The 20094-nt window shown below is 67.8% G+C and carries 18 protein-coding genes; 13 read left to right on the top strand and 5 right to left on the bottom strand.

The window, feature by feature from the left end:
* Window positions 1-91: 91 nt before the first annotated feature.
* Both polA and ACFFII_RS05320 read left to right on the top strand, forming a co-directional pair.
* Entirely contained in the window at window positions 92-2899 is a 2808-nt protein-coding gene (polA, locus tag ACFFII_RS05325) for a DNA polymerase I (protein WP_377697849.1), read from the top strand.
* Window positions 2900-2992: 93 nt separating this feature from the next.
* Window positions 2993-3928: a cation diffusion facilitator family transporter gene (locus tag ACFFII_RS05320; RefSeq protein ID WP_377697848.1), complete on the top strand. Its 936-nt coding sequence runs from the start codon at window positions 2993-2995 to the stop codon at window positions 3926-3928.
* 97 nt (window positions 3929-4025) lie between these two features.
* Here ACFFII_RS05320 and ACFFII_RS05315 read toward each other — a convergent pair whose 3' ends face one another.
* Complete coding sequence (locus tag ACFFII_RS05315; protein ID WP_377697847.1) at window positions 4026-4256, bottom strand: zinc-finger domain-containing protein; 231 nt, start codon at window positions 4254-4256, stop codon at window positions 4026-4028.
* A gap of 110 nt (window positions 4257-4366) precedes the next feature.
* On the opposite strand from ACFFII_RS05315, the gene ACFFII_RS05310 reads away from it, so the two are divergent.
* Window positions 4367-5323, top strand: coding sequence for an ABC transporter ATP-binding protein (locus ACFFII_RS05310; protein ID WP_377697846.1), 957 nt, complete (start codon window positions 4367-4369; stop codon window positions 5321-5323).
* On the opposite strand, the gene ACFFII_RS05305 is transcribed toward ACFFII_RS05310, so the two are convergent.
* Window positions 5311-5685 (bottom strand): HIT domain-containing protein, encoded by a 375-nt coding sequence (locus tag ACFFII_RS05305; protein ID WP_377697845.1) that lies wholly within the window; start codon window positions 5683-5685, stop codon window positions 5311-5313. The genes ACFFII_RS05310 and ACFFII_RS05305 overlap by 13 nt on opposite strands.
* A 10-nt stretch (window positions 5686-5695) precedes the next feature.
* On the bottom strand, window positions 5696-7273 hold the full coding sequence (locus tag ACFFII_RS05300; protein ID WP_377697844.1) for a DUF5928 domain-containing protein: 1578 nt from the start codon (window positions 7271-7273) through the stop codon (window positions 5696-5698).
* 143 nt (window positions 7274-7416) lie between these two features.
* On the opposite strand from ACFFII_RS05300, the gene ACFFII_RS05295 reads away from it, so the two are divergent.
* Entirely contained in the window at window positions 7417-8235 is an 819-nt protein-coding gene (locus ACFFII_RS05295) for a sulfotransferase family protein (protein WP_377697843.1), read from the top strand.
* 160 nt (window positions 8236-8395) lie between these two features.
* Here the strand turns inward: ACFFII_RS05295 and hemN are convergent, their stop codons facing one another.
* Window positions 8396-9751, bottom strand: coding sequence for an oxygen-independent coproporphyrinogen III oxidase (gene hemN / locus ACFFII_RS05290; protein WP_377697842.1), 1356 nt, complete (start codon window positions 9749-9751; stop codon window positions 8396-8398).
* 77 nt (window positions 9752-9828) lie between these two features.
* Here hemN and fnrL point away from each other — a divergent pair, with 77 nt between their 5' ends.
* On the top strand, window positions 9829-10551 hold the full coding sequence (gene fnrL / locus ACFFII_RS05285) for a transcriptional regulator FnrL (protein ID WP_377698178.1): 723 nt from the start codon (window positions 9829-9831) through the stop codon (window positions 10549-10551).
* 39 nt (window positions 10552-10590) lie between these two features.
* Here the strand turns inward: fnrL and ACFFII_RS05280 are convergent, their stop codons facing one another.
* Window positions 10591-11430 (bottom strand): universal stress protein, encoded by an 840-nt coding sequence (locus ACFFII_RS05280; RefSeq protein WP_377697841.1) that lies wholly within the window; start codon window positions 11428-11430, stop codon window positions 10591-10593.
* 194 nt (window positions 11431-11624) lie between these two features.
* Between ACFFII_RS05280 and ccoN the strand changes: the two genes are divergently transcribed.
* From ccoN to ccoS, 8 genes are all read left to right on the top strand, one after another.
* The gene (ccoN, locus tag ACFFII_RS05275; protein ID WP_377697840.1) at window positions 11625-13241 is read left to right on the top strand and encodes a cytochrome-c oxidase, cbb3-type subunit I; all 1617 of its coding nucleotides are present in this window, start codon (window positions 11625-11627) and stop codon (window positions 13239-13241) included.
* A gap of 15 nt (window positions 13242-13256) precedes the next feature.
* Window positions 13257-13982: a cytochrome-c oxidase, cbb3-type subunit II gene (gene ccoO / locus ACFFII_RS05270; RefSeq protein ID WP_377697839.1), complete on the top strand. Its 726-nt coding sequence runs from the start codon at window positions 13257-13259 to the stop codon at window positions 13980-13982.
* Between the two features lie 13 nt (window positions 13983-13995).
* Window positions 13996-14208, top strand: a complete 213-nt coding sequence (locus ACFFII_RS05265) for a cbb3-type cytochrome c oxidase subunit 3 (protein WP_090754396.1) — start codon at window positions 13996-13998, stop codon at window positions 14206-14208.
* A 251-nt stretch (window positions 14209-14459) separates the two neighbouring features.
* A complete protein-coding gene (gene ccoP, locus ACFFII_RS05260; protein WP_377698177.1) occupies window positions 14460-15320 on the top strand; it encodes a cytochrome-c oxidase, cbb3-type subunit III in 861 nt (286 codons plus the stop codon).
* A 252-nt stretch (window positions 15321-15572) separates the two neighbouring features.
* Window positions 15573-17033, top strand: coding sequence for a cytochrome c oxidase accessory protein CcoG (gene ccoG, locus ACFFII_RS05255; protein ID WP_377697838.1), 1461 nt, complete (start codon window positions 15573-15575; stop codon window positions 17031-17033).
* Window position 17034: 1 nt separating this feature from the next.
* Window positions 17035-17499 carry a FixH family protein gene (locus tag ACFFII_RS05250; protein WP_377697837.1) on the top strand — a complete coding sequence of 155 codons (465 nt, stop codon included), beginning with the start codon at window positions 17035-17037 and terminating at the stop codon, window positions 17497-17499.
* Window positions 17499-19676 (top strand): heavy metal translocating P-type ATPase, encoded by a 2178-nt coding sequence (locus ACFFII_RS05245; protein WP_377697836.1) that lies wholly within the window; start codon window positions 17499-17501, stop codon window positions 19674-19676. Before ACFFII_RS05250 ends, ACFFII_RS05245 begins: the two co-directional genes overlap by 1 nt.
* Window positions 19676-19834 (top strand): cbb3-type cytochrome oxidase assembly protein CcoS, encoded by a 159-nt coding sequence (ccoS, locus tag ACFFII_RS05240; RefSeq protein ID WP_377697835.1) that lies wholly within the window; start codon window positions 19676-19678, stop codon window positions 19832-19834. Before ACFFII_RS05245 ends, ccoS begins: the two co-directional genes overlap by 1 nt.
* The last annotated feature ends 260 nt before the right edge of the window (window positions 19835-20094 follow it).

Below are 20094 nucleotides of genomic sequence, written 5' to 3'. Positions count from 1 at the left end.
GCGGCGGTCCCAAGCCCCCATCTGCAACCGGGCCGGTTTGCGCGGGCGCGGGCGGCGTGGCAGAACGGCAATCGCGGAAAAGGGGACAGCGATGAACGACGAAGGCTTCGGCAAGGGCAGCCACCTGCATCTGATCGACGGGTCGGCCTTCATCTTCCGCGCCTATCACGCGCTGCCACCCTTGACGCGCAAGTCCGACGGGCTGCCGGTCGGCGCGGTCGCGGGCTTCTGCAACATGATCTGGAAGTATATCGACGACGCCAAGGGCTCGGACGCGCCGACCCATGCCGCCGTGATCTTCGACCATTCCTCCAAGACCTTCCGCAACGAGATCTACGGCGACTACAAGGCCAACCGCCCCGAGCCGCCCGAGGAACTGCGCCCCCAGTTCCCCCTGACGCGCGAGGCGACCCGCGCCTTCAACCTCGCCTGCATCGAGATCAAGGACTTCGAGGCCGACGACATCATCGCCACGCTCGCCTGCCAGGCGCGGGAACTGGGCGGGCGCGTCACCATCATCAGCTCGGACAAGGACCTGATGCAGCTGGTGGGCGAGGGGGTCGAGATGCTGGACCCGATCAAGGGCAAGTCCATCACCCGCGACGAGGTGTTCGAGAAATTCGGCGTCTACCCCGAGCGGGTCGTCGACGTGCAGGCGCTGGCGGGGGACGCCGTGGACAACGTGCCGGGCGCGCCGGGCATCGGCATCAAGACCGCCGCGCAACTGATCAACGAATACGGCGACCTCGAGTCGCTGCTGGAACGCGCGGGCGAGATCAAGCAGCCCAAGCGCCGCCAGACCCTGATCGACCATGCCGAGCAGATCCGCATCTCGAAGCGGCTGGTGGAACTGGACTGCAAGACCCCCATCGACTTCGCCATGGCGACGCTTGAGGTGAAGGATCCCGATCCGGCCGTGCTGATGGACTTCCTCAACCAGATGGAGTTCCGCACGCTCACCAACCGCGTGGCCGAGCGCTTCAAGGCCGCGCCGCCCGAGCCGGTCGCAGCCGCGCCCGCCGAAAGCTCCGCCCCCGCCGCGCCGCAGTTTCCGCCGCTGAACTGCGACAGCTACGTCACCATCCGCGACATGGACACGCTGCGCCAATGGCTCGACGCCATTGCGCAGAAGGGCATGGTCGCGGTGGATACGGAAACCACCAGCCTCGACGAGATGCAGGCGGAACTGGTCGGCGTGTCGCTCTGCCCCGAGGTCGGCATGGCCGCCTATATCCCCTTGGGCCATGTCGAGGGCACGGCTGACCTGTTTGGCGGCGGCGCGAAGTCCGAAGGCCAGATCCCGATGGAGGAGGCGCTGGCCGCCCTGAAGCCGGTGCTGGAGGATCCCGCGATCCTCAAGATCGGGCACAATGCCAAGTACGACTGGAAGATCTTGGCCCGCCACGGCATCCGCATGAGCCCGGTCGATGACACCATGCTGCTCAGCTATGCGCTCAACGCGGCGCTGCACAACCACGGCATGGACGAACTGGCGCAGACCTACATCGGCCACCGCTGCCAGCCCATCAAGGAGCTGATCGGCACCGGCAAGAACCAGATCACCTTCGCCCAAGTGCCGATCGACAAGGCCACCCGCTATGCCGCCGAGGATGCCGAGGTCACCTGGCGCCTGTGGCAGCATTTCAAGCCGCAGCTTCCCGCAGCCCAGGTCACGACCGTCTACGAGACGCTGGAACGCCCGATGATCGAGGTGCTGGCGGGGATGGAGATGGCGGGCGTCCGGATCGATTCCGACCACCTGCGCGCCATGTCCGGCGCCTTCGCCCAGAAGATGGCGCAGCTTGAGGACGAGGCCCACACGCTGGCGGGCTGCAAGTTCAACCTCGGCTCGACCAAGCAGCTGGGGGACATCCTGTTCAACCAGATGGGTCTGGCGGGGACCAAGGCCGGCAAGTCGGGGGCGCTGTCCACCAGCGCCGACGTACTCGAGGATTTCGCGGCCGAAGGGCACGAGCTGCCCGCCCGCATCCTCGACTGGCGGGGGATTTCCAAGCTGAAATCGACCTATACCGACGCGCTGCCGACCTTCGTGAACCCGGAAACCGGGCGGGTCCATACCAGCTATTCCATCGCCGGGGCCGCGACGGGGCGGCTCGCCTCGACCGACCCGAACCTGCAGAACATCCCCGTGAGGACCGAGGAAGGCCGCCGCATCCGCGAGGCCTTCATCGCGCCGGAAGGGCGCAAGCTGGTCAGCCTCGACTACAGCCAGATCGAGCTGCGCATCCTGGCGCACATGGCCGACATCCCGGCGCTGAAGCAGGCGTTTTCCGAAGGCATCGACATCCATGCGATGACGGCCAGCCAGATGTTCGGCGTGCCGGTGGAAGGGATGGACCCGATGATCCGCCGCCGCGCCAAGGCCATCAACTTCGGCGTGATCTACGGCATCTCCTCCTTCGGGCTGTCGCGCAACCTGCGCATCCCGCGCGCCGAGGCGCAGGAGTTCATCGACACCTACTTCAAGCGCTTCCCCGAAATCCGCGCCTACATGGACCGCACCACGCGCGAGGCGAAGACCCAAGGGTTCGTCCGTACCCTGTTCGGGCGGCGCATCCACACGCCGGGGATTTCCTCGTCCGGCCCTGCCGCCGGGGGCGCGCGGCGCGCGGCGATCAACGCGCCGATCCAGGGGACGGCCGCCGACATCATCCGCCGCGCCATGATCCGGATGCCCCGCGCCATCGAACACCTGCCCGCGAAGATGCTGCTGCAGGTCCACGACGAACTTGTCTTCGAGGCTGAGGACTCCGCCGTCGAGCCCCTGGTCGCCATCGCCCGCGAGATCATGGAGAACGCCCACCTTCCTGCCGTGCACCTGTCGGTGCCGCTGGTCGTGGACGCTGGCGCGGGCCGCAGCTGGGCCGAGGCGCATTGACACGGGGACCACGTGCTCCGGCCCCCATCTTCTGTCTTCAAGTATCCCGGGGTCCGGGGCAGCGCCCCGGTCGCAACCTTACGGTAGGCGCACATGCCGCATGATCATTCCCATGCCCACCATGCAGGCCACGCCCATTCGCACGGCGAGGGCCTGGGCGACCGCGCGCTGCTGTGGGCGGTCGTCATCAACCTCTGCCTGACGGCGGCGCAGATCATCGGGGGCTTGGCAGCGGATTCTGTCGCGCTGGTGGCGGACGGGGTGCATAACCTCTCGGACGCGCTGGCACTGGTGCTGGCCTTCGGCGCGCGCAAGCTCGCCGCACGGTCGGCCAGCCCGGCGATGAGCTTCGGCTGGGGACGGGCCGAGATCATCGCCGCCTTTGTCAACTACCTCGCGCTGATCGCCGTGTCGGTCTGGCTGATGGTCGAGGCGCTGGGCCGGCTGGCCGACCCGCCGCAGGTCGCGGGCGGGCTGGTGATGGCGCTGGCGGGGCTGGCGCTGGTCGTGGACCTCGGCACGGCCTGGCTGACGGCGCGGCTGGCCCGCGAAAGCGTCAACATCCGCGCGGCCTGGCTGCACAACCTGGCCGATGCGGGCGTGTCGGTGGCGGTGCTGCTGGGTGGCGCGCTGATCCTCGCCTTCGGCTGGCGCATCGCAGACCCGATCCTGACGATCATGATTTCCGCCGTGATCCTGTGGCACATCCGGGGCGACATCGGCCCGGTCCTGCGGATGCTGATGCTGGGCGCGCCCGCCCAGGTGGACGATTCTGCCCTGCGAGAGGCCATAAGAGCGGTGCCGGGCGTCGAGGACCTGCACCACCTGCACCTGTGGCAGATCGACGAGCGGCGCCTGTCAGCCGAGATGCATCTTGTCGTGGCCGAGGGTGCCGATCCCCATGAAACGCGGCTGGCGGTCAAATCCGTGCTGCGCGAGCATGGCATCGGGCATTCGACCATCGAAACGGAAAGCCCCTCGTCAGGCTGCGCCGACGAGGTCGGGGCGCACGCGCACGCCCATCACTGAGGCGCGGCGACTGCGGCACCCTTGCAGGCGGGGCGCGGTCCCGCGCCACGGGGTATTTCAGTCAGAAAGAAGAACTGGCCCTCGGGGCAGGGGGCCCTCAGTGATCGCCGTGCGCGTGGTCGCGATCGATGATGAAGCGCTTGTCGCAATAGCCGCATTCGACCCAACCGGTGTCGGGCGAGATCGCCAGCCACACCCGGGGATGGCCGAAGCCCCGCGTCTCGTCGCCCGAGCATGCGACCTTCCAGGTCGTCACCACCTCGGTTTCCGGGGCGGGCAGCGCCTCGGCGGCCGGGTCCTGGTTGGTGGACAGGGGGGTCTCGGTCACGGGATGGCGCATCGGGGCTCTCTTGTGCTGGCGGGGTAAGGCCGGTTTAACAGGGGGCCATTCTAGCCAGCCCCCGCCCCGCCGCAAGCCGGGCTGCCCCGAGGTGCGCCATGCCCAAAGCCTTCACCCCTCCTGACGCCGCGATCCGCCTGACCGGCTTGCGCAAGACCTATGCGGCCTCGGGCGAGGCGCCCGCGAAGGAGGCGCTGAAGGGCGTGGACCTGGTGGTGCCGCGCGGGTCGATCTTTGGTCTGCTGGGCCCGAACGGGGCGGGCAAGTCCACGCTGATCAACATCCTTGCGGGGCTGGTCAACAAGACGGCGGGCCGGGTCGAGATCTGGGGCTTCGACCAGGACGTGAACCCGCGCCAGTCCCGCGCCGCCATCGGCGTCATGCCGCAGGAACTGGTGATCGACCCCTTCCTGACCCCGCGCGCGAGCCTCGAGGTGCAGGCGGGGCTTTACGCCGTCCCCAAGGCCGACCGCTGGACGGACGAGATCCTGGAACTCGTGGGCCTGTCGGATCAGGCCAACAGCTATTCACGCCACCTGTCGGGCGGCATGAAACGCCGGCTTCTGCTGGCCAAGGCGCTGGTCCACCGCCCGCGCATCCTGGTGCTGGACGAACCGACCGCGGGCGTGGACATCGGCTTGCGCGACATGCTGTGGACCAACGTCCGCAAGCTGAATGCGCAGGGCATGACCGTGATCCTGACGACCCATTACCTGCAGGAAGCCGAGGAAATGTGCGACGAGATCGCCATCATCAACTACGGCGCCAAGATCGTGCAGGAGCCGACGGGACATCTGCTGGCGCGCGCAGGGTCCAAGACGCTGCTGATCGACCCCGGCCCATGGACGGGTGGGCTGCCGCCCCTGCCGCCGGGGGTCGAGGCGCAGCGGCGCGACGGCCGCATCGCCCTGACCTGGCCCATGGGGGGGATCGAGGCGCACCAGGTCATCGACGCGCTGCGGCAGGGAGGCGTGCCGATGATCGACGTGGCGACCGAGGAACCCGACCTCGAGGACGTGTTCCTGACGCTGACGCGGGCGCCTCAGCCCGCCTGAAGCATCCGGCCCAGCGGGCGGCCGCCCAGCAGGTGCAGGTGGAAATGCGGCACCTCCTGCACGCCATGGGTGCCTGCGTTGGTGATGGCGCGGAAGCCCTGGCTGCCCTCGGCCAGCGACAGCCCCTCGGACTGCGCGACCTGCGCCACCAGCCGGTGAAAGCCCACGATCTCGGCGTCCGAGGCATTGGCCGCGAAGTCGTCGTAGCTGACATAAGGACCCTTCGGGATCACCAGCACATGGACCGGCGCCTGCGGGCGGATGTCGCGGAAGGCCAGCGCGTGTTCGTTCTCGGCCACGGTGTCGTTGGGGATCTCGCCGCGCAGGATGCGGGCGAAGATGTTGCTGGTGTCATAGCTCATGGCGGGCTCCTCAGTCGTCGAACAGATTCGGGGTGCGTGCCAGTTCTGCCGCAACTTCAGGGGTGACGCCCAGCAGCTGTTGCAGGGCGGCGGCATTCGCCCGCTCGCCCTTGTTCCGCGAGATCGTCTCGAACCCCTCGATCTCGAGGTCGCGGATGCGCTCGGCCTCGTGTTCGAGGTCGCTGCGCACGGCGGGGATCAGGCGGTTCAGGTGATCGGGCGCGCTGTGCCGGCCGGCGAGGCCCACGCGCTCGATATGGCCGCGCACATAGTCCTCGTCGAATTCCGAGTCGATCAGCAGGACGCGGGTGTCGGCCTTGTCTTCCAGGAAGTCCTGGATCAGCCCCAAGGCCGAGGTGTCAAGGCAGATGGCGATGCAGGGCTTGTCGAACAGCACGAACAGCATCTTGACCAGCGCGCGCCTGTGGCGTTCGCGCTTGGCCAGCGTCGTCTCGATCCCGCCCATGTCGGGCAGCTCGGCGTCGAGTTCGTTGAACAGGTAGTTCACCGCCGGGATGTCCGTGTGCCAGCGGATGGCGGCGGTCAGGCGCTTGGCCACGTGCCATTTCTTCGCGACGATCAGGATCAGCGTCCGGCCGCGCCCCAGCGAGCCCTCGGCCTCCCAGAAGCGCTGGCCGAAGCGGCGGCCGATCCGACCCCGCTGGGTCAGGAAGCGGTAAAGCCCCGCCGCCTCGTTCGAGATGGCGAACTGCGTGTCGTCGGCCTTCCACAGGGCGCCCAGGCGCTCGCGCAGCTCGATCGCCTCGCCGCTGATCTTGCGGGCGAACAGATAGTCCTGGCCCCGCAGCAGGTCGTAATGGTCGTTGTAGAAGGTCACCGGCATCCCGTAGTCGGTGAACATCAGGAAGGTCAGGGTGCGCGGCCGGATCTCGCGCCGGGGCACGACATGGGGGACGATGGTCTGGAAGAAGGTCTCGTCCGGGATCCAGGTCGTCTGAAAGAAGCGCACCACGTCGGGCCGCGCGTCGCAGAAGGCCAGCACCTTTTCCATCGTCTGGCGGCGCAGGCACCACCATTGCGAGCCGATCATGACCTGGATGTCGGCGGGCACCTGCCGGGTCAGGCCCAGCCGCTTCTGCAATTCGTAGCTGCCGTAGAACAGCTTCTTCTGGGTGCGCTCGTTGAACCAGTGGCGATAGATCAGCCGTTCTTCCTTGAAGCCGGTCTTGATCCAGTCGCTTTCGAAGAAGTCGAAGTTCTCGATGTAATCGAGGTCGTGGGCGTCCAAGAACTCATGCGTATAGGCAGCCGACTTGATCGGCATGCAATCGCCCGACAGCATGTAGAAATGCGTGGCCGAGGGAAACGCCCTGACCGCGGCGCGCACGGCTTCCAGCGTGGCGCCGACCAGCGACCATTCGCCCCAGCCGCATTTCAGGCGGCGGGCGGCGAAGGTCACCCCAAGGTTGTCCGCAAGTGCATGGCGGACCATGTCGAAATCGGCCGGGTTCGCGCGCGCGTCGAAGTGGATCGAGACGAAGTCTCCCGATCCCGTCAGTCGCTGGGCCTGAGCGATGATCCCCTTGGGATCCTTGTGGCACAGCAGGATGAAGGCGATGCGGGCCATGTTCCGGGTCCACTTCGTCCAGGGCGAGCACCGGCGCAGCGCATGCCTGATCGTGACAATTCAACCGTAGCGAGTTGCCTTGGGTGCATAACGATTTTATGGGCAGGAACAAGCCGCCGCTCAACTGACAGAGGATGCCCGTCATGGCCTTTCCCGGCACCTGGATGACCGAAAGCGAAAGCATGGCCTACCGGGTGGTGCCGAAATGCGCCTGCTCGACCATCGGGCAGATCATGTTCTTCTCGGACCATGGGCGCTATTTCGACGGCGACATCCACGATTCGACCTCCGGCCTGCACAAGTGGAACCAGGAGGCGAGCCAGGGGGCGATCGAGGGGGCGGTAAAGGCGCGCAAGCCCGTGTCCTTCACCTGCGTGCGCAACCCTTACGCGCGCATCCTGTCGTCCTTCTTCGACAAGATCGCGGGCATCCAGCGCAACGGCAAGCGCTATCGCGGCAACCTGATCCCGCAGATCATGCAGCGCTACGGCGTCGAGGTGGGCAGCCCCGAGGACAACTTCGACTTCGACCAGGTGACCAGCTTCCGCCGCTTCCTTCTGTTCGCGCGCGACACCATCCGCTGGCGCCGCCCGATGGAGCCGGACATCCACTGGTCGGCCATGTCGGGCCATATCGCCACCTTCATCGTGAACGGGGGCCGCTACGACCAGATCTTCTTCACCGAGAAGTTCAACGAAGGGATGCAGAAGGTCTTGGACGCCGCCGAGACCCCGGTGAAGCTGGACGTGAACGAGGTGCCGCGCTTCAACGAATCCGAGGGCCACGGCCCCAAGCGCCTGCACAAGGTCAGCGACTATTTCGACGACCTGTCGCGCCACCTGGTCTGGGAAATCTACAAGAAGGATTTCCAGCTGTTCCGCTATGACTTCGACAACCCCGACAACAAGCTGCCCAAGGGCGAGGTCGATCTGGACGAGGTTCACGCCAAGCTAGGCCGCTGATCCTTCGTCATCGCGGCAGGGGGGCTGTCTGCCCCCCCGTCGCCTGCGGCGACTCCCCCCGAGGATACTTCCACAAAGAAGAACATGCCCCAGGAGGCGGGAGTTCTTCTTTGTCCAAATATCCCGGGGGTCCGGGGGCTGGCCCCCGGTCCGGCAGGTGTCAGATGGCCGGGCTGTGGCCCTTGGCCTCCATCTCGTAGCCGTCGAACATCCGCGCGATCATGCGCGTCAGCGGGCGGCCGCGTTCGGGGATCGACAGACCGGTCTCGTCCACCGTCACCATGTCGCCGAACTGCGCCCTGACCGGTGCGAACAGGTCGGCCAGCGCCGCGGGGGTGAAGCCGTGGTTGCGGGTGAACTCCTCGGCCGAGATGCGGAAGTCGCACATCAGCGCCTCGATCATGCGGGCGCGCCAGATGTCCTCGGGGGTGAAGACATGGCCCTTGGTGGTCGAGAAGCGCCCTTCGCGGATCGCCTTGACATGGGCGCCGGTGGCGGGGGCGTTCTGCGCATAGCCTTGGGGGAAGCGCGAGATGGACGAGGCACCCATGCCGACCAGCACCTGCGCCTGGTCGTCCGTGTAGCCCTGGAAGTTCCGGCGCAGCAGCCCGGCCTTCTGGGCCACCGCCAGCCCGTCGCCGGGACGGGCGAAGTGGTCGATGCCGATCTCGTCATAGCCGTCCGCGACCAGCAGATCGCGGGCGACCTCGAAGAGCCGCAGCCGGGCCGGGGCGTCGGGCAGGGCCTCGTCGGGGATCATCACTTGCCGCTTGGCCATCCAAGGGACATGAGCATAGCCGTAAAGCGCGATCCGGTCGGGCGACAGCGCCATCAGCTTCTGGATCGAATCCGAAATCCTGTGCGGCGTCTGGTGCGGCAGGCCGTAAAGGATGTCGGTGTTGAGGCTTCGGATCCCGCGGTCGCGGATCATGCGCACGGCCTCGGCCGTCACCTCGAAGCTCTGGTCGCGGCCGATGGTCTTCTGGATCTCGGGGTCGAAGTCCTGCACCCCGATCGAGGCGCGGGTCAGTCCCGCCTCGGCCAAGGCGTCCATCCGCGCCTCGTCGATTTCGTTGGGGTCGATCTCGACCGAGAACTCGGCCCCTTCCGCCAGCGGGAAGGCGTCGAAGACCGCGCCCGCCACGCGCCGCATCATGTCAGGCGGCATCAGCGTGGGCGTGCCGCCGCCCCAGTGCAGGCGCGACAGCCTGACGCCGGGGGCGAGGTTCGCCTTCAGCAGCTCCAGTTCCGCCAGCAGGATGTCGGCATAGGCGCGCACGGGGGCGTCGGACTGGGTGCCCTGCGTCCGGCAGGCGCAGAACCAGCAGAGCCTGCGGCAGAAGGGCACATGCATATAAAGCGAGATCGATCCGCCCGCCGGGATCGCGTGGATCCAGTCGGTGAAATCGGCCGGTCCCACGGTGGGCTTGAAGTGCGGGGCGGTGGGGTAGGACGTATAGCGCGGCACGCGCGCGTCAAACAGCCCCAGCCGGGTCAGTTGCGATTCCTGTTCCATGGGCCTAGGTATTTCACTCAAAGCGGGAAAGAACATTGACGCAGGTCAAACTGAAATCGCAGGACTCCTGCCAGGGCCTGCAGGTCCCGTGCGAGGACTGCCCCATCCGGTACCGGGCCGTCTGCGCCAGCTGCGAGGCGCCCGAGCTGAGCCGGCTGGACGCCACCAAGTACTATCGCCGCTACGAGGCCGGGCAGGTCGTGGCCCTTGCAGGCGAACGGATGGAGTTCGTGGCCTCGGTCGTCCAGGGCGTCGCGGGCCTGTCCCAGACGATGGAGGACGGGCGCACCCAGATGGTCGGGCTGCTGCTGCCCTCGGACTTCCTGGGGCGGCCGGGGCGCTCGGCCTCGGCCTATACGGTCACGGCGCTGTCGGACCTGACGCTCTGCTGCTTCCGCCGCAAGCCTTTCGAGGAGTTGCTGCGGTCCAGCCCCCGTATCGCCGCCCGGCTTCTGGACATGACGCTGGACGACCTGGACGCGGCGCGGGAATGGCTGCTGCTTCTGGGCCGCAAGTCGGCGCGGGAAAAGATCGCCTCGTTCATCGCCTTTCTGGCGCGCCGCGAGGCGGGTCTGCACGAGACGCGCCCCCAGGGTCGTGTCCGCATCGACCTGCCGCTGACGCGCGAAACGATGGCCGACTACCTGGGCCTGACGCTGGAAACGGTCAGCCGCCAGATCTCGGCACTGAAGCGCGACGGGGTCATCACGCTGGAAGGCAACCGCCGCGTGATCGTGCCCGACTTCCACCGGCTGGTGCTGGAAAGCGGCGACGATTCCGACGGCGGGCTGCCCGCCTGACGCCGCACCGGCGGCGGACGCCGGCGCGCGGGTCCGTGCTCAGCGTGCCATCAGGACGGGCAGGGTGGCGCGTTCCAGCATGTGGCGCGTGGCGCCGCCCATGATCGCCTCGCGCAGGCGCGACTTGCTGTAGGCACCCATGACCAGCATGTCGGCCCCGGTTTCCGCCGCGCGGCGGTTCAGCACCTCGGTCACGGTGGGCAGGGTCTTGGCCAGCACCGCGATCTCGGCCTTGACGCCGTGGCGCGTCAGCATCTGGCAGAGCTTCCCGCCGGGGTCCGAGCCTTCGGGCGAATAGGGCGAAGGGTCCACGACCGCGATCTCGACCGCCTCGGCCGCCTTCAGGACGGGCAGGGCGCGGCGGATGGCGTGCAGCGCCTCGTCCGACTGGTTCCAGGCCACCAGGACGCGCTTGCCCAAGGTCTCGACGGCGACATTCTCGTGCGGAAGGACCAGCACCGGGGCGCCGCCCTCGAAAAGCGAGGCTTCCAGCACCGCCTCGGCATCGGGCGCGGCCTTTGGCCCATAGGGCTTTGCCAGCACGACCAGGTCGGCGAAGCGTGCGCGCATGGCGATCAGGGTCGAGACGCCGCCCATCTGGGCGACCGCGCTTTCGACCGACCAGCGGATGTCCTCGGGGGCAAGCTCGGCGCGGACCCCGGTTTCCAGCGCCTCGGCCGCAGCCATGGCGCGGTCGATCGCCTCCTGGAAGACATAGGCGGAGGCGCCCGCGTAATAGTAGCCGGTCTGGGTGTGGTCCACGCCCACGGCGAAGACCTCGAGATGGGCGTCCTCGCGCCGCGCCAGCGCCACCGCCGCCTCAAGCTGCGCGGTCTGTCCGGCCTGGGTGATGACGGTAAGGATGGTCTTGTAGCCCATTGGCTTGGCTCCTGCTGTGACGGCCCCTGCGGATCGCGGTGTGACAGTATGATGCAGGGGTGCCCCGTTTTGTTGACCCAGATCAAGGTTTGCACCACATTCCGCCCATAAAGGTCACGGCCAAGACGGCCCACCCGGATCGCCCTTCGGCGATTCGGACCTGCGCTGTTTCCAGACAAAGGACACCGAACACGATGTGGGATAGCTTCAAGCTGATCGTGCTTGGCGTGATCGCGGTCTTTGCCGCGATCGCCGCCAACTATGCGCGCGATCTGGCATATCAGGTCAACGCCCTCACAGTGATGCTGGCCGCCGGGCTGGCGTTCCTGTGGGTGCTGCGGGCCATGGACAACCCGGACCGCAAGCTGGCGCTGGCCGGCGCGCCGTCCGAATACCTCGACGGCCCGATCCGCGCCGGGGTGATCGCCACCGCCTTCTGGGGCGTGGTGGGCTTCCTCGTGGGCGTGGTGATCGCCGCGCAGCTGGCTTGGCCGTCGCTGAACTTCTCGGACGCGCTGGAGGGCTTTGCCAACTTCGGCAAGCTGCGCCCGCTGCACACCTCGGCCGTGATCTTCGCCTTCGGCGGCAACGCCCTGATCGCCACCTCGTTCTACGTGGTCCAGCGGTCCTGCGCGACGCGGCTGTGGGGCGGCAACGCCGGCTGGTTCGTCTTCTGGGGCTACAACCTGTTCATCGTCCTGGCGGCGACGGGCTATATCCTGGGCGCGACCCATTCCAAGGAATACGCCGAACCCGAGTGGTACGTGGACCTGTGGCTGACGATCGTCTGGGTCGTCTACCTGCTGATCTACCTCGGCACGATCATGAAGCGGCGCGAGCCGCACATCTACGTGGCCAACTGGTTCTACCTGGCCTTCATCGTGACCATCGCGATGCTGCACATCGTCAACAACCTGGCGATGCCCGTCAGCCTGTTCGGGTCCAAGTCGGTGCCTCTGTTCGCGGGCGTGCAGGACGCCATGACCCAGTGGTGGTACGGCCACAACGCGGTGGGCTTCTTCCTGACCGCCGGCTTCCTGGGCATGATGTACTACTTCATCCCCAAGCAGGCCGAGCGCCCGGTCTACAGCTACAAGCTGTCGATCATCCACTTCTGGGCCCTGATCTTCATGTACATATGGGCGGGCCCCCACCACCTGCACTATACCGCGCTGCCCGAATGGGCCTCGACGCTGGGCATGGTCTTCTCGATCATGCTGTGGATGCCTTCGTGGGGCGGCATGATCAACGGCCTGATGACGCTGTCGGGCGCCTGGGACAAGCTGCGGACGGACCCCATCCTGCGGATGATGGTCGTGGCCGTCGGCTTCTACGGCATGGCGACCTTCGAAGGCCCGATGATGTCGATCAAGGCCGTCAACTCGCTGTCGCACTATACCGACTGGACCATTGGCCACGTCCATTCCGGCGCGCTGGGCTGGAACGGCATGATCACCTTCGGCGCGCTCTATTACCTGACGCCGCGTCTCTGGGGCCGTGAGCGGCTGTATTCGACCGCCGCCGTCAGCTGGCACTTCTGGCTCGCGACCATCGGCCTCGTGCTCTACGCCTCGTCCATGTGGGTGTCGGGCATCATGGAAGGCCTGATGTGGCGCGAAGTGGACAGCCAGGGCTTCCTGGTCAACGCCTTCGCCGACACCGTCATCGCCAAGTATCCGATGCTGGTCGTCCGCACGCTGGGTGGCGTCTTCTACCTGGCCGGCGGGATCATCATGGCCTGGAACCTCTGGGCCACGGTCGCCAGGCAGCCGCGCATCGCGTCGAACCGCGTTGCCGTTCCGGCCGAATAAGGAAGGGGATCTTTCATGGCCATTCTCGACCACCACAAGATCCTCGAGAAGAACGCGACACTGCTTCTGGTGTTCTCGTTCCTCGTGGTGACCATCGGCGGCATCGTCCAGATCGCCCCCCTGTTCTACCTGGAAAACACCATCGAGAAGGTGGAGGGGATGCGCCCCTACACCCCGCTCGAGCTGACCGGCCGCGACATCTATGTCCGCGAGGGCTGCTATGTCTGCCACAGCCAGATGATCCGGCCCATGCGGGACGAGGTCGAGCGCTATGGCCATTACAGCCTTGCCGCGGAATCGATGTACGACCACCCCTTCCAGTGGGGGTCCAAGCGCACCGGGCCGGACCTGGCCCGTGTGGGCGGGCGCTATTCGGACGAATGGCACATCGACCATCTGAACGACCCGCGCTCGGTCGTGCCGGAATCGATCATGCCGGGCTATTCCTTCCTGCGTCACCGCCCCATCGACCCGGCCTATATCGAGGACCGGCTGGTCGCCGACCGCCGCGTGGGCGTGCCTTACAGCGACGACATGGTGACCGAGGCCCGCGCCGACTTCCTGGCGCAGGCCGACCCCGACCTCGACGCCTCGGGGCTGCAGGAACGCTATCCCGGCGCGCAGGCGCGCAACTTCGACCGCCAGGCGGGCGTGACCGAGATGGACGCGCTGATCGCCTATCTGCAGGTTCTGGGGACGATGGTCGATTTCTCGACCTTCCAGCCGGACGAGCATCGCTGAGGGTGCCGGGGGAATGGACCGCTATTCCTTCCTGCGCCAGCTTGCCGACAGCTGGGTGCTGCTGGCGCTGACCCTGGTGTTCATCGGCGTGGTCCTGTTCGTGTGGCGGCCCGGCTCGCGCCGGCTGCACCGCGACGCCGCCGAAAGCATCTTCCGCAACGAGACAAGACCCGCCCCCGAGCCCACCGAGGCCGAGACCGGGGCGAACCGCAAGGAGGTCGAGTGATGGCCGATCCGAAAGACGAGAACCCGCCCCCGACCCCGCGCGAGCGCGAGGTGGCCGAGAACATCGGCGCCGACCTGAACGACCCGCACGAGTCCCCTGCCAACCCGGAAAACCGCATCTCGGTGGACCGGCGCAAGGCCGACCGGGAAAACGCCGAGCAGATCGTCGAGAACATGCCCGAGGTGCTGACGGGCGTGAAGCCGCGGGGCGGCCGCGCCGGGCGCCGCAAGGTCACCCGCCGCCCGGGCAAGATGATCGCCGAGGTGAAGTCCACCGGCCACAGCTGGGACGGGATCGAGGAATACGACAACCCGCTGCCGCGCTGGTGGCTGTGGACCTTCTACGCCACCATTGTCTGGGCGCTGGGATACGTGATCGCCTATCCGGCGATACCGCTGATCCGGGACAACACCTCGGGCCTGCTGGGCACCACCCAGCGCGAGGTCGTCGCCCAGGAGATCCGGCAGTTCGACGAGGCGAACGCCCCGATCGAGACGCAGCTGGTCGCGGCAAACCTTTCGGACATCCCGTCCAGTCCCGATCTGCTGAACTACGCCAACAACGCGGGCGCCTCGATCTTCCGCACCTATTGCGCGCAGTGCCACGGGGCGGGCGCGGCCGGAAACCCCGGCTATCCCAACCTGCTGGACAACGACTGGCTGTGGGGCGGCACGATCGAGGATATCCACCTGACCCTGCTGCACGGCATCCGCAGCCCGGAAGACGCCGACACGCGCTATTCGGAAATGCCCAAGTTCGGCGTGGACGGCATCCTGGACGACGCGCAGATCCAGCAGGTCACCCAGCACGTTCTGGCCCTGGGGAACCTGCCCCATGACGAGGCGCAGGCCGCCGAGGGCGCGACGGTCTTCCAGGACAACTGCTCGGCCTGCCACATGGAGGACGGGACCGGCGACCGCAGCCAGGGCGCGCCGAACCTGACGGACGCCGTGTGGCTTTACAACAAGGACGGCCAGCCGGACGAGGCGACGATCCACCGGATCATCCATGACGGCCCCTTCGGCGTCATGCCCGCCTGGTCGGACCGCCTCAGCGAGGCCGAGATCCGCGCCGTGGCGACCTATGTCCACGGCCTGGGCGGCGGCGAGTAGCGCCTTCGTCCCACCGGACGCCCCTGCCGCAAGGCAGGGGCTGCCGGCCCCCCGATCCATTCGCGCGTTTCCGGGGGGCCGGTCCTTAACAGCAACGATCCCGGCGGCGACGCGGTTGCCGCCGGGGGGTGCGACAAACGGTCCCTGAAATCGGCCGGGTTCCGTCCTATATGTCGGGCTCGCGGCGCGTTGCAGGTCAACCGCCGGTCCGGCAGGGCGGCGCCTCCGTTCCCTGCCCATCAGGAGTCGAGCATGTCCACGATCGAGCAGGAACCCCCCCGCCTTTATGCGGCGCGCGAGCCGATCTTCCCACGCCGTGTCCGGGGCCAGTTCCGCAACCTCAAATGGGTGCTCATGGCGGTCACGCTGGGCATCTACTACATCACCCCCTGGATCCGCTGGGACCGGGGACCGGGGATGCCCGATCAGGCCGTCCTGGTCGATCTGGCGAACCGCCGCTTCTTCTTCTTCTGGATCGAGATCTGGCCGCACGAGTTCTATTTCGTGGCGGGCCTTCTGATCATGGCAGGGTTGGGTCTGTTCCTGTTCACCTCGGTCCTGGGCCGGGTCTGGTGCGGCTATTTCTGCCCTCAGACCGTCTGGACCGACCTCTTCATGATGGTCGAGCGCCGGATCGAGGGCGACCGCAACGCCCGCATCCGCCTGTATGAGCAGGGCTGGGATGCCCGCAAGGTCCGCCTGCGCGCGGCCAAATGGGCGGCCTGGCTGCTGATCGGCCTGCTGACCGGCGGCGCCTGGGTCTTCTACTTCGCCGACGCGCCCACGCTGCTGCGCGACCTGGTGACGCTGAACGCCCATCCGGTCGCCTACACCACCATCGCCATCATGACCGCGACGACCTTCTTCTTCGGCGGCTTCGCGCGCGAGCAGATCTGCATCTATGCCTGCCCCTGGCCGCGCATCCAGGGCGCCATGATGGACGAGAACACCCTGACCGTGGCCTATCGCGAATGGCGGGGCGAGCCGCGCGGCAAGATCGCCAAGGGGCAGCCCACCAAGTCCGACAGTCCGACCGCGCTCAAGGGCGATTGCATCGACTGCCTGGCCTGCGTGAACGTTTGCCCCATGGGCATCGACATCCGCGAAGGCCAGCAGCTGGAATGCATCACCTGCGCGCTGTGCATCGACGCCTGTGACGACGTGATGGCGAAGATCGGCAAGCCGCGCGGGCTGATCGACTACATGGCGCTCAAGGATGAAAGCGCCGAGAAGACGGGGCAGGAGGGTGAATCGCTCTGGAAGCACGTGCTGCGCCCGCGGCCGCTGCTGTATTTCACCCTCTGGGGCGCGATTGGCGTCGGGCTGATCGTGGCGCTGTTCCTGCGCTCGCCCTACGACCTGAACGTCTCGCCGGTCAGGAACCCGCTGTACGTCACCATGGCCGACGGCTCGATCCGCAACACCTACGAGCTGCGGCTGCGCAACATGCAGGGCGAGGAGAAGACCTTCTCCGTGGGCGCGGAAACCGCCGATGGCACGCCGCTGCCGGATGTCGTGGTCGCGCTGGAAGGCGACCACGAGACGGTGACGGTGCCCGCGGACGAGACCTTCGCCCAGCGCGTCTACCTGACCGCCGCGCCGGGCTCGGCGCTTGCCTCGGGCGGACAGACGCCGCTGACCATGTGGATCGAGGACCTGGATTCGGGCCGCCGCGCCGCGGTCGAGACGGTCTTCCAGGGAACGGAGCGCTAGAATGGCGCGGGAACTGACCGGCCGGCACGTGCTGGCCATCACGCTGGCGGCCTTCGGCGTCATCATCGCCGTGAACATGGTGATGGCCTTCAAGGCCGTCAGCACCTTCCCGGGGCTCGAGACGCCGAACAGCTACGTGGCCTCGCAGCGCTTCGACCGCGAGCGGGCCGCGCAAGCTGCACTGGGCTGGACCGTCACGCCCGAATACGACGGGCGCGAGCTGACGCTGGTGGTCCAGGACACGCAGGGCAACCCCGCCCGCATCAGGTCGCTGTCGGCCACAGTCGGCCGCCCCACTCATGTGCGCGAGGACCAGACCCCTCGCTTCATCTATGAGAACGGCATCTTCCGGGCGCCGTTGACCTTGGCGCCCGGCATCTGGAACATCAACGTGACGGCCGAGGCCTGGGACGGGACGGTCTTCCGCCAGCGCATCGACCATTTCTCGGGCAGCCGGGTGAAGTGATGACGGACGTTTCCACCGACTTCGAAAGCCGCCTCGGCGCATGTCCCGCCTGCGACGTGGCGCCCCTCGCGGGGCGGCTGGCGCGCACGGGGCCGGTGCGGGGCGACGTGATCCTGTCGCTGCCGACCGCCCATTGCGCGGCCTGCATCACCGACGTGGAACGGGCGCTGTCCGGCGTGCCGGGCGTGCGCGCCGCGCGGGTGAACCTGTCCCTGCGCCGCGTGGTCGTGGACGCGGAAGGGGTAACGGCCGACGACCTGATCCCGGTGCTGGACCGCATCGGCTACGAGGCGCATGAGCTTGACCCCGGCGCGCTGACGGCGACCGAGGCCGACCGGCGCGGCCGCGATCTGCTGATGCGGATCGGGGTCGCGGGCTTTGCCTCCATGAACATCATGATCCTGTCGGTCGCGGTCTGGTCGGGGGCGGATGCCGCGACCCGCGACCTGTTCCACATGATCTCGGGCGCCATCGCCCTGCCGACCGTGGCTTTCTCGGGCCAGCCCTTCGTCGCCAGCGCCTGGTGGGCGCTGCGCGCCGGGCGGCTCGGCATGGACGTGCCGATCTCTCTCGCGCTGATCCTCGCCAGCGCCATCTCGGTCTTCGAGACCTGGAACAGCGGCCCCCACGCCTATTTCGACGGCGTGGTGATGCTGTGCTTCTTCCTGCTGGTCGGCCGCTACCTCGACTATCGCACCCGCGCCGTGGCCCGCTCGGCCGCCGAAGAGCTGACCGCGCTGGAGGTTCCCCGCGCCATCCTGCTGCGCGAAGGCGCCGAGGAAACCGTGCCCGTGGCCGACCTGCGGCCGGGCGACCTGATCCTCGTGCGTCCCGGCGGCCGCGTCCCCGCGGACGGGCTGGTGACGGCGGGCGCGTCCGAGATCGACCGCTCGCTGCTGACCGGCGAATCGGTGCCCATCGCGGCCCGGCCTGGCGATGCTCTGTCGGCGGGCGAGGTGAACCTGACCGGCCCCCTGACGCTGCAGGTGACGGCCGCCGGACGGGACAGCTCGCTGTCCCGCCTGACCGCTCTGGTCGCGGCGGCGGAATCGGCACGCGGCCGCTATACCTCGATCGCCGACCGCACCAGCCGCGCCTATGCGCCGGTTGTGCATCTGCTGGCGCTGGCGAGCTTCCTCGGCTGGTTCTGGATGACACGCGACGTGCGCGTGGCCGTCAACGTGGCGGCTGCGGTGCTGATCATCACCTGCCCCTGCGCGCTGGGCCTGGCCGTGCCTGCGGTGATCACCGCCGCCTCGGGGCGGCTGTTCCGCGAAGGGCTGCTGATCAAGGACGGCACCGCGCTGGAACGCCTGGCCGAGGTCGATACCGTCGTTTTCGACAAGACCGGCACCTTGACCATGGGCACGCCCCAAGTGGCCGCGGCCGATCTTGATGCCGAAGGCCGCGCCGTGGCGCTGGCGCTTGCGGGCGGCTCGGCCCATCCGCTGTCGCGCGCCATCGTGGCCGGGATCGCGGGGCAGGCGGCCGAGGTCGAGGACCTGCGCGAGGTTCCGGGCTATGGCGTCGAGGCGCGCTGGCAGGGCCGCCCCGTGCGGCTTGGCCGCGCCGACTGGATCGGCACCGGAGACGAGGCGCCCGGCGCCGCCACCTGGCTGCGGATCGGTGAGCGCGTGCATCGCATCGACTTCACCGACAGCCTGCGCCCCGGTGCGGATCGGGCAGTCGCCCGGCTGCAAAAGGCCGGGCTGCGGGTGATGATCCTGTCGGGCGACGGCGCGGGCGCCGTGCGCGACATCGCCGCGCGCCTGGGCGTCGAGGAATGGCGGGCGACCGTCACCCCGCAGGAAAAGGCCGCAACCGTGGCCGAGCTTTCCGCGCAGGGCCGGCACGTCCTGATGGTGGGCGACGGGCTGAACGACACGGCGGCGCTGGCTTCGGCCCATGCCTCGATCTCGCCCGCCAGCGCCCTGGACGCGGCGCGGGTCGCGTCCGACATGGTGCTGGTCGGCAAGGACCTCGGCCCTGTGGCGGATGCCGTGGGGATGGCCCGGGCCTCGATCCGGCGCATCCGGGAAAACTTCGCACTGTCGATCCTCTACAACGTGGTCGCCGTGCCCTTCGCGCTTGCGGGGCTGGCCACGCCGTTGATCGCCGCGCTGGCCATGTCGCTGAGTTCCGTCAGCGTCACCCTGAACGCGCTGAGGCTGCGCTGATGGAGGTTCTGGTCTACCTGATCCCCGTCTCGCTGGGACTGGGGGGTCTGGGCCTCGCGGCCTTCGTCTGGGCGCTGCGCAACCGCCAGTACGAGGACCCCAAGGGCGACGCCCAGCGCATCCTCAGCGACGAATGGGACGACCGCCCCAAGCCGTGAGGCCATCGGAACGAAGGGCAGGGTGAGCCGGTCGCACGTGGAAATCCGCAGGCGGCGGACGCCCCTCTCCTGGGCCGTCCCGGCTACTTTGTCAGGTGCGGAGGAACGTTTCCCCTCCGGGCCTCTGGGGCAGGGCATGAAACTGGCGCGAGTGTCGCCGCGCTTCAGGCGGCTGATCCATGGCCTTTGCTGCCGCAACTATCAAGGCTACCGGCCGCCTTCAGGGTCAGGATCCAGGCTCGTCCAGGTCTGAAACGCGC

The organism is Paracoccus niistensis, assembly GCF_042432925.1.
Taxonomy (GTDB): Bacteria; Pseudomonadota; Alphaproteobacteria; order Rhodobacterales; family Rhodobacteraceae; genus Paracoccus; species Paracoccus niistensis.
Note: the sequence above shows the minus strand (reverse complement) of the source record. Positions and strands in the feature narration are given on the sequence as shown.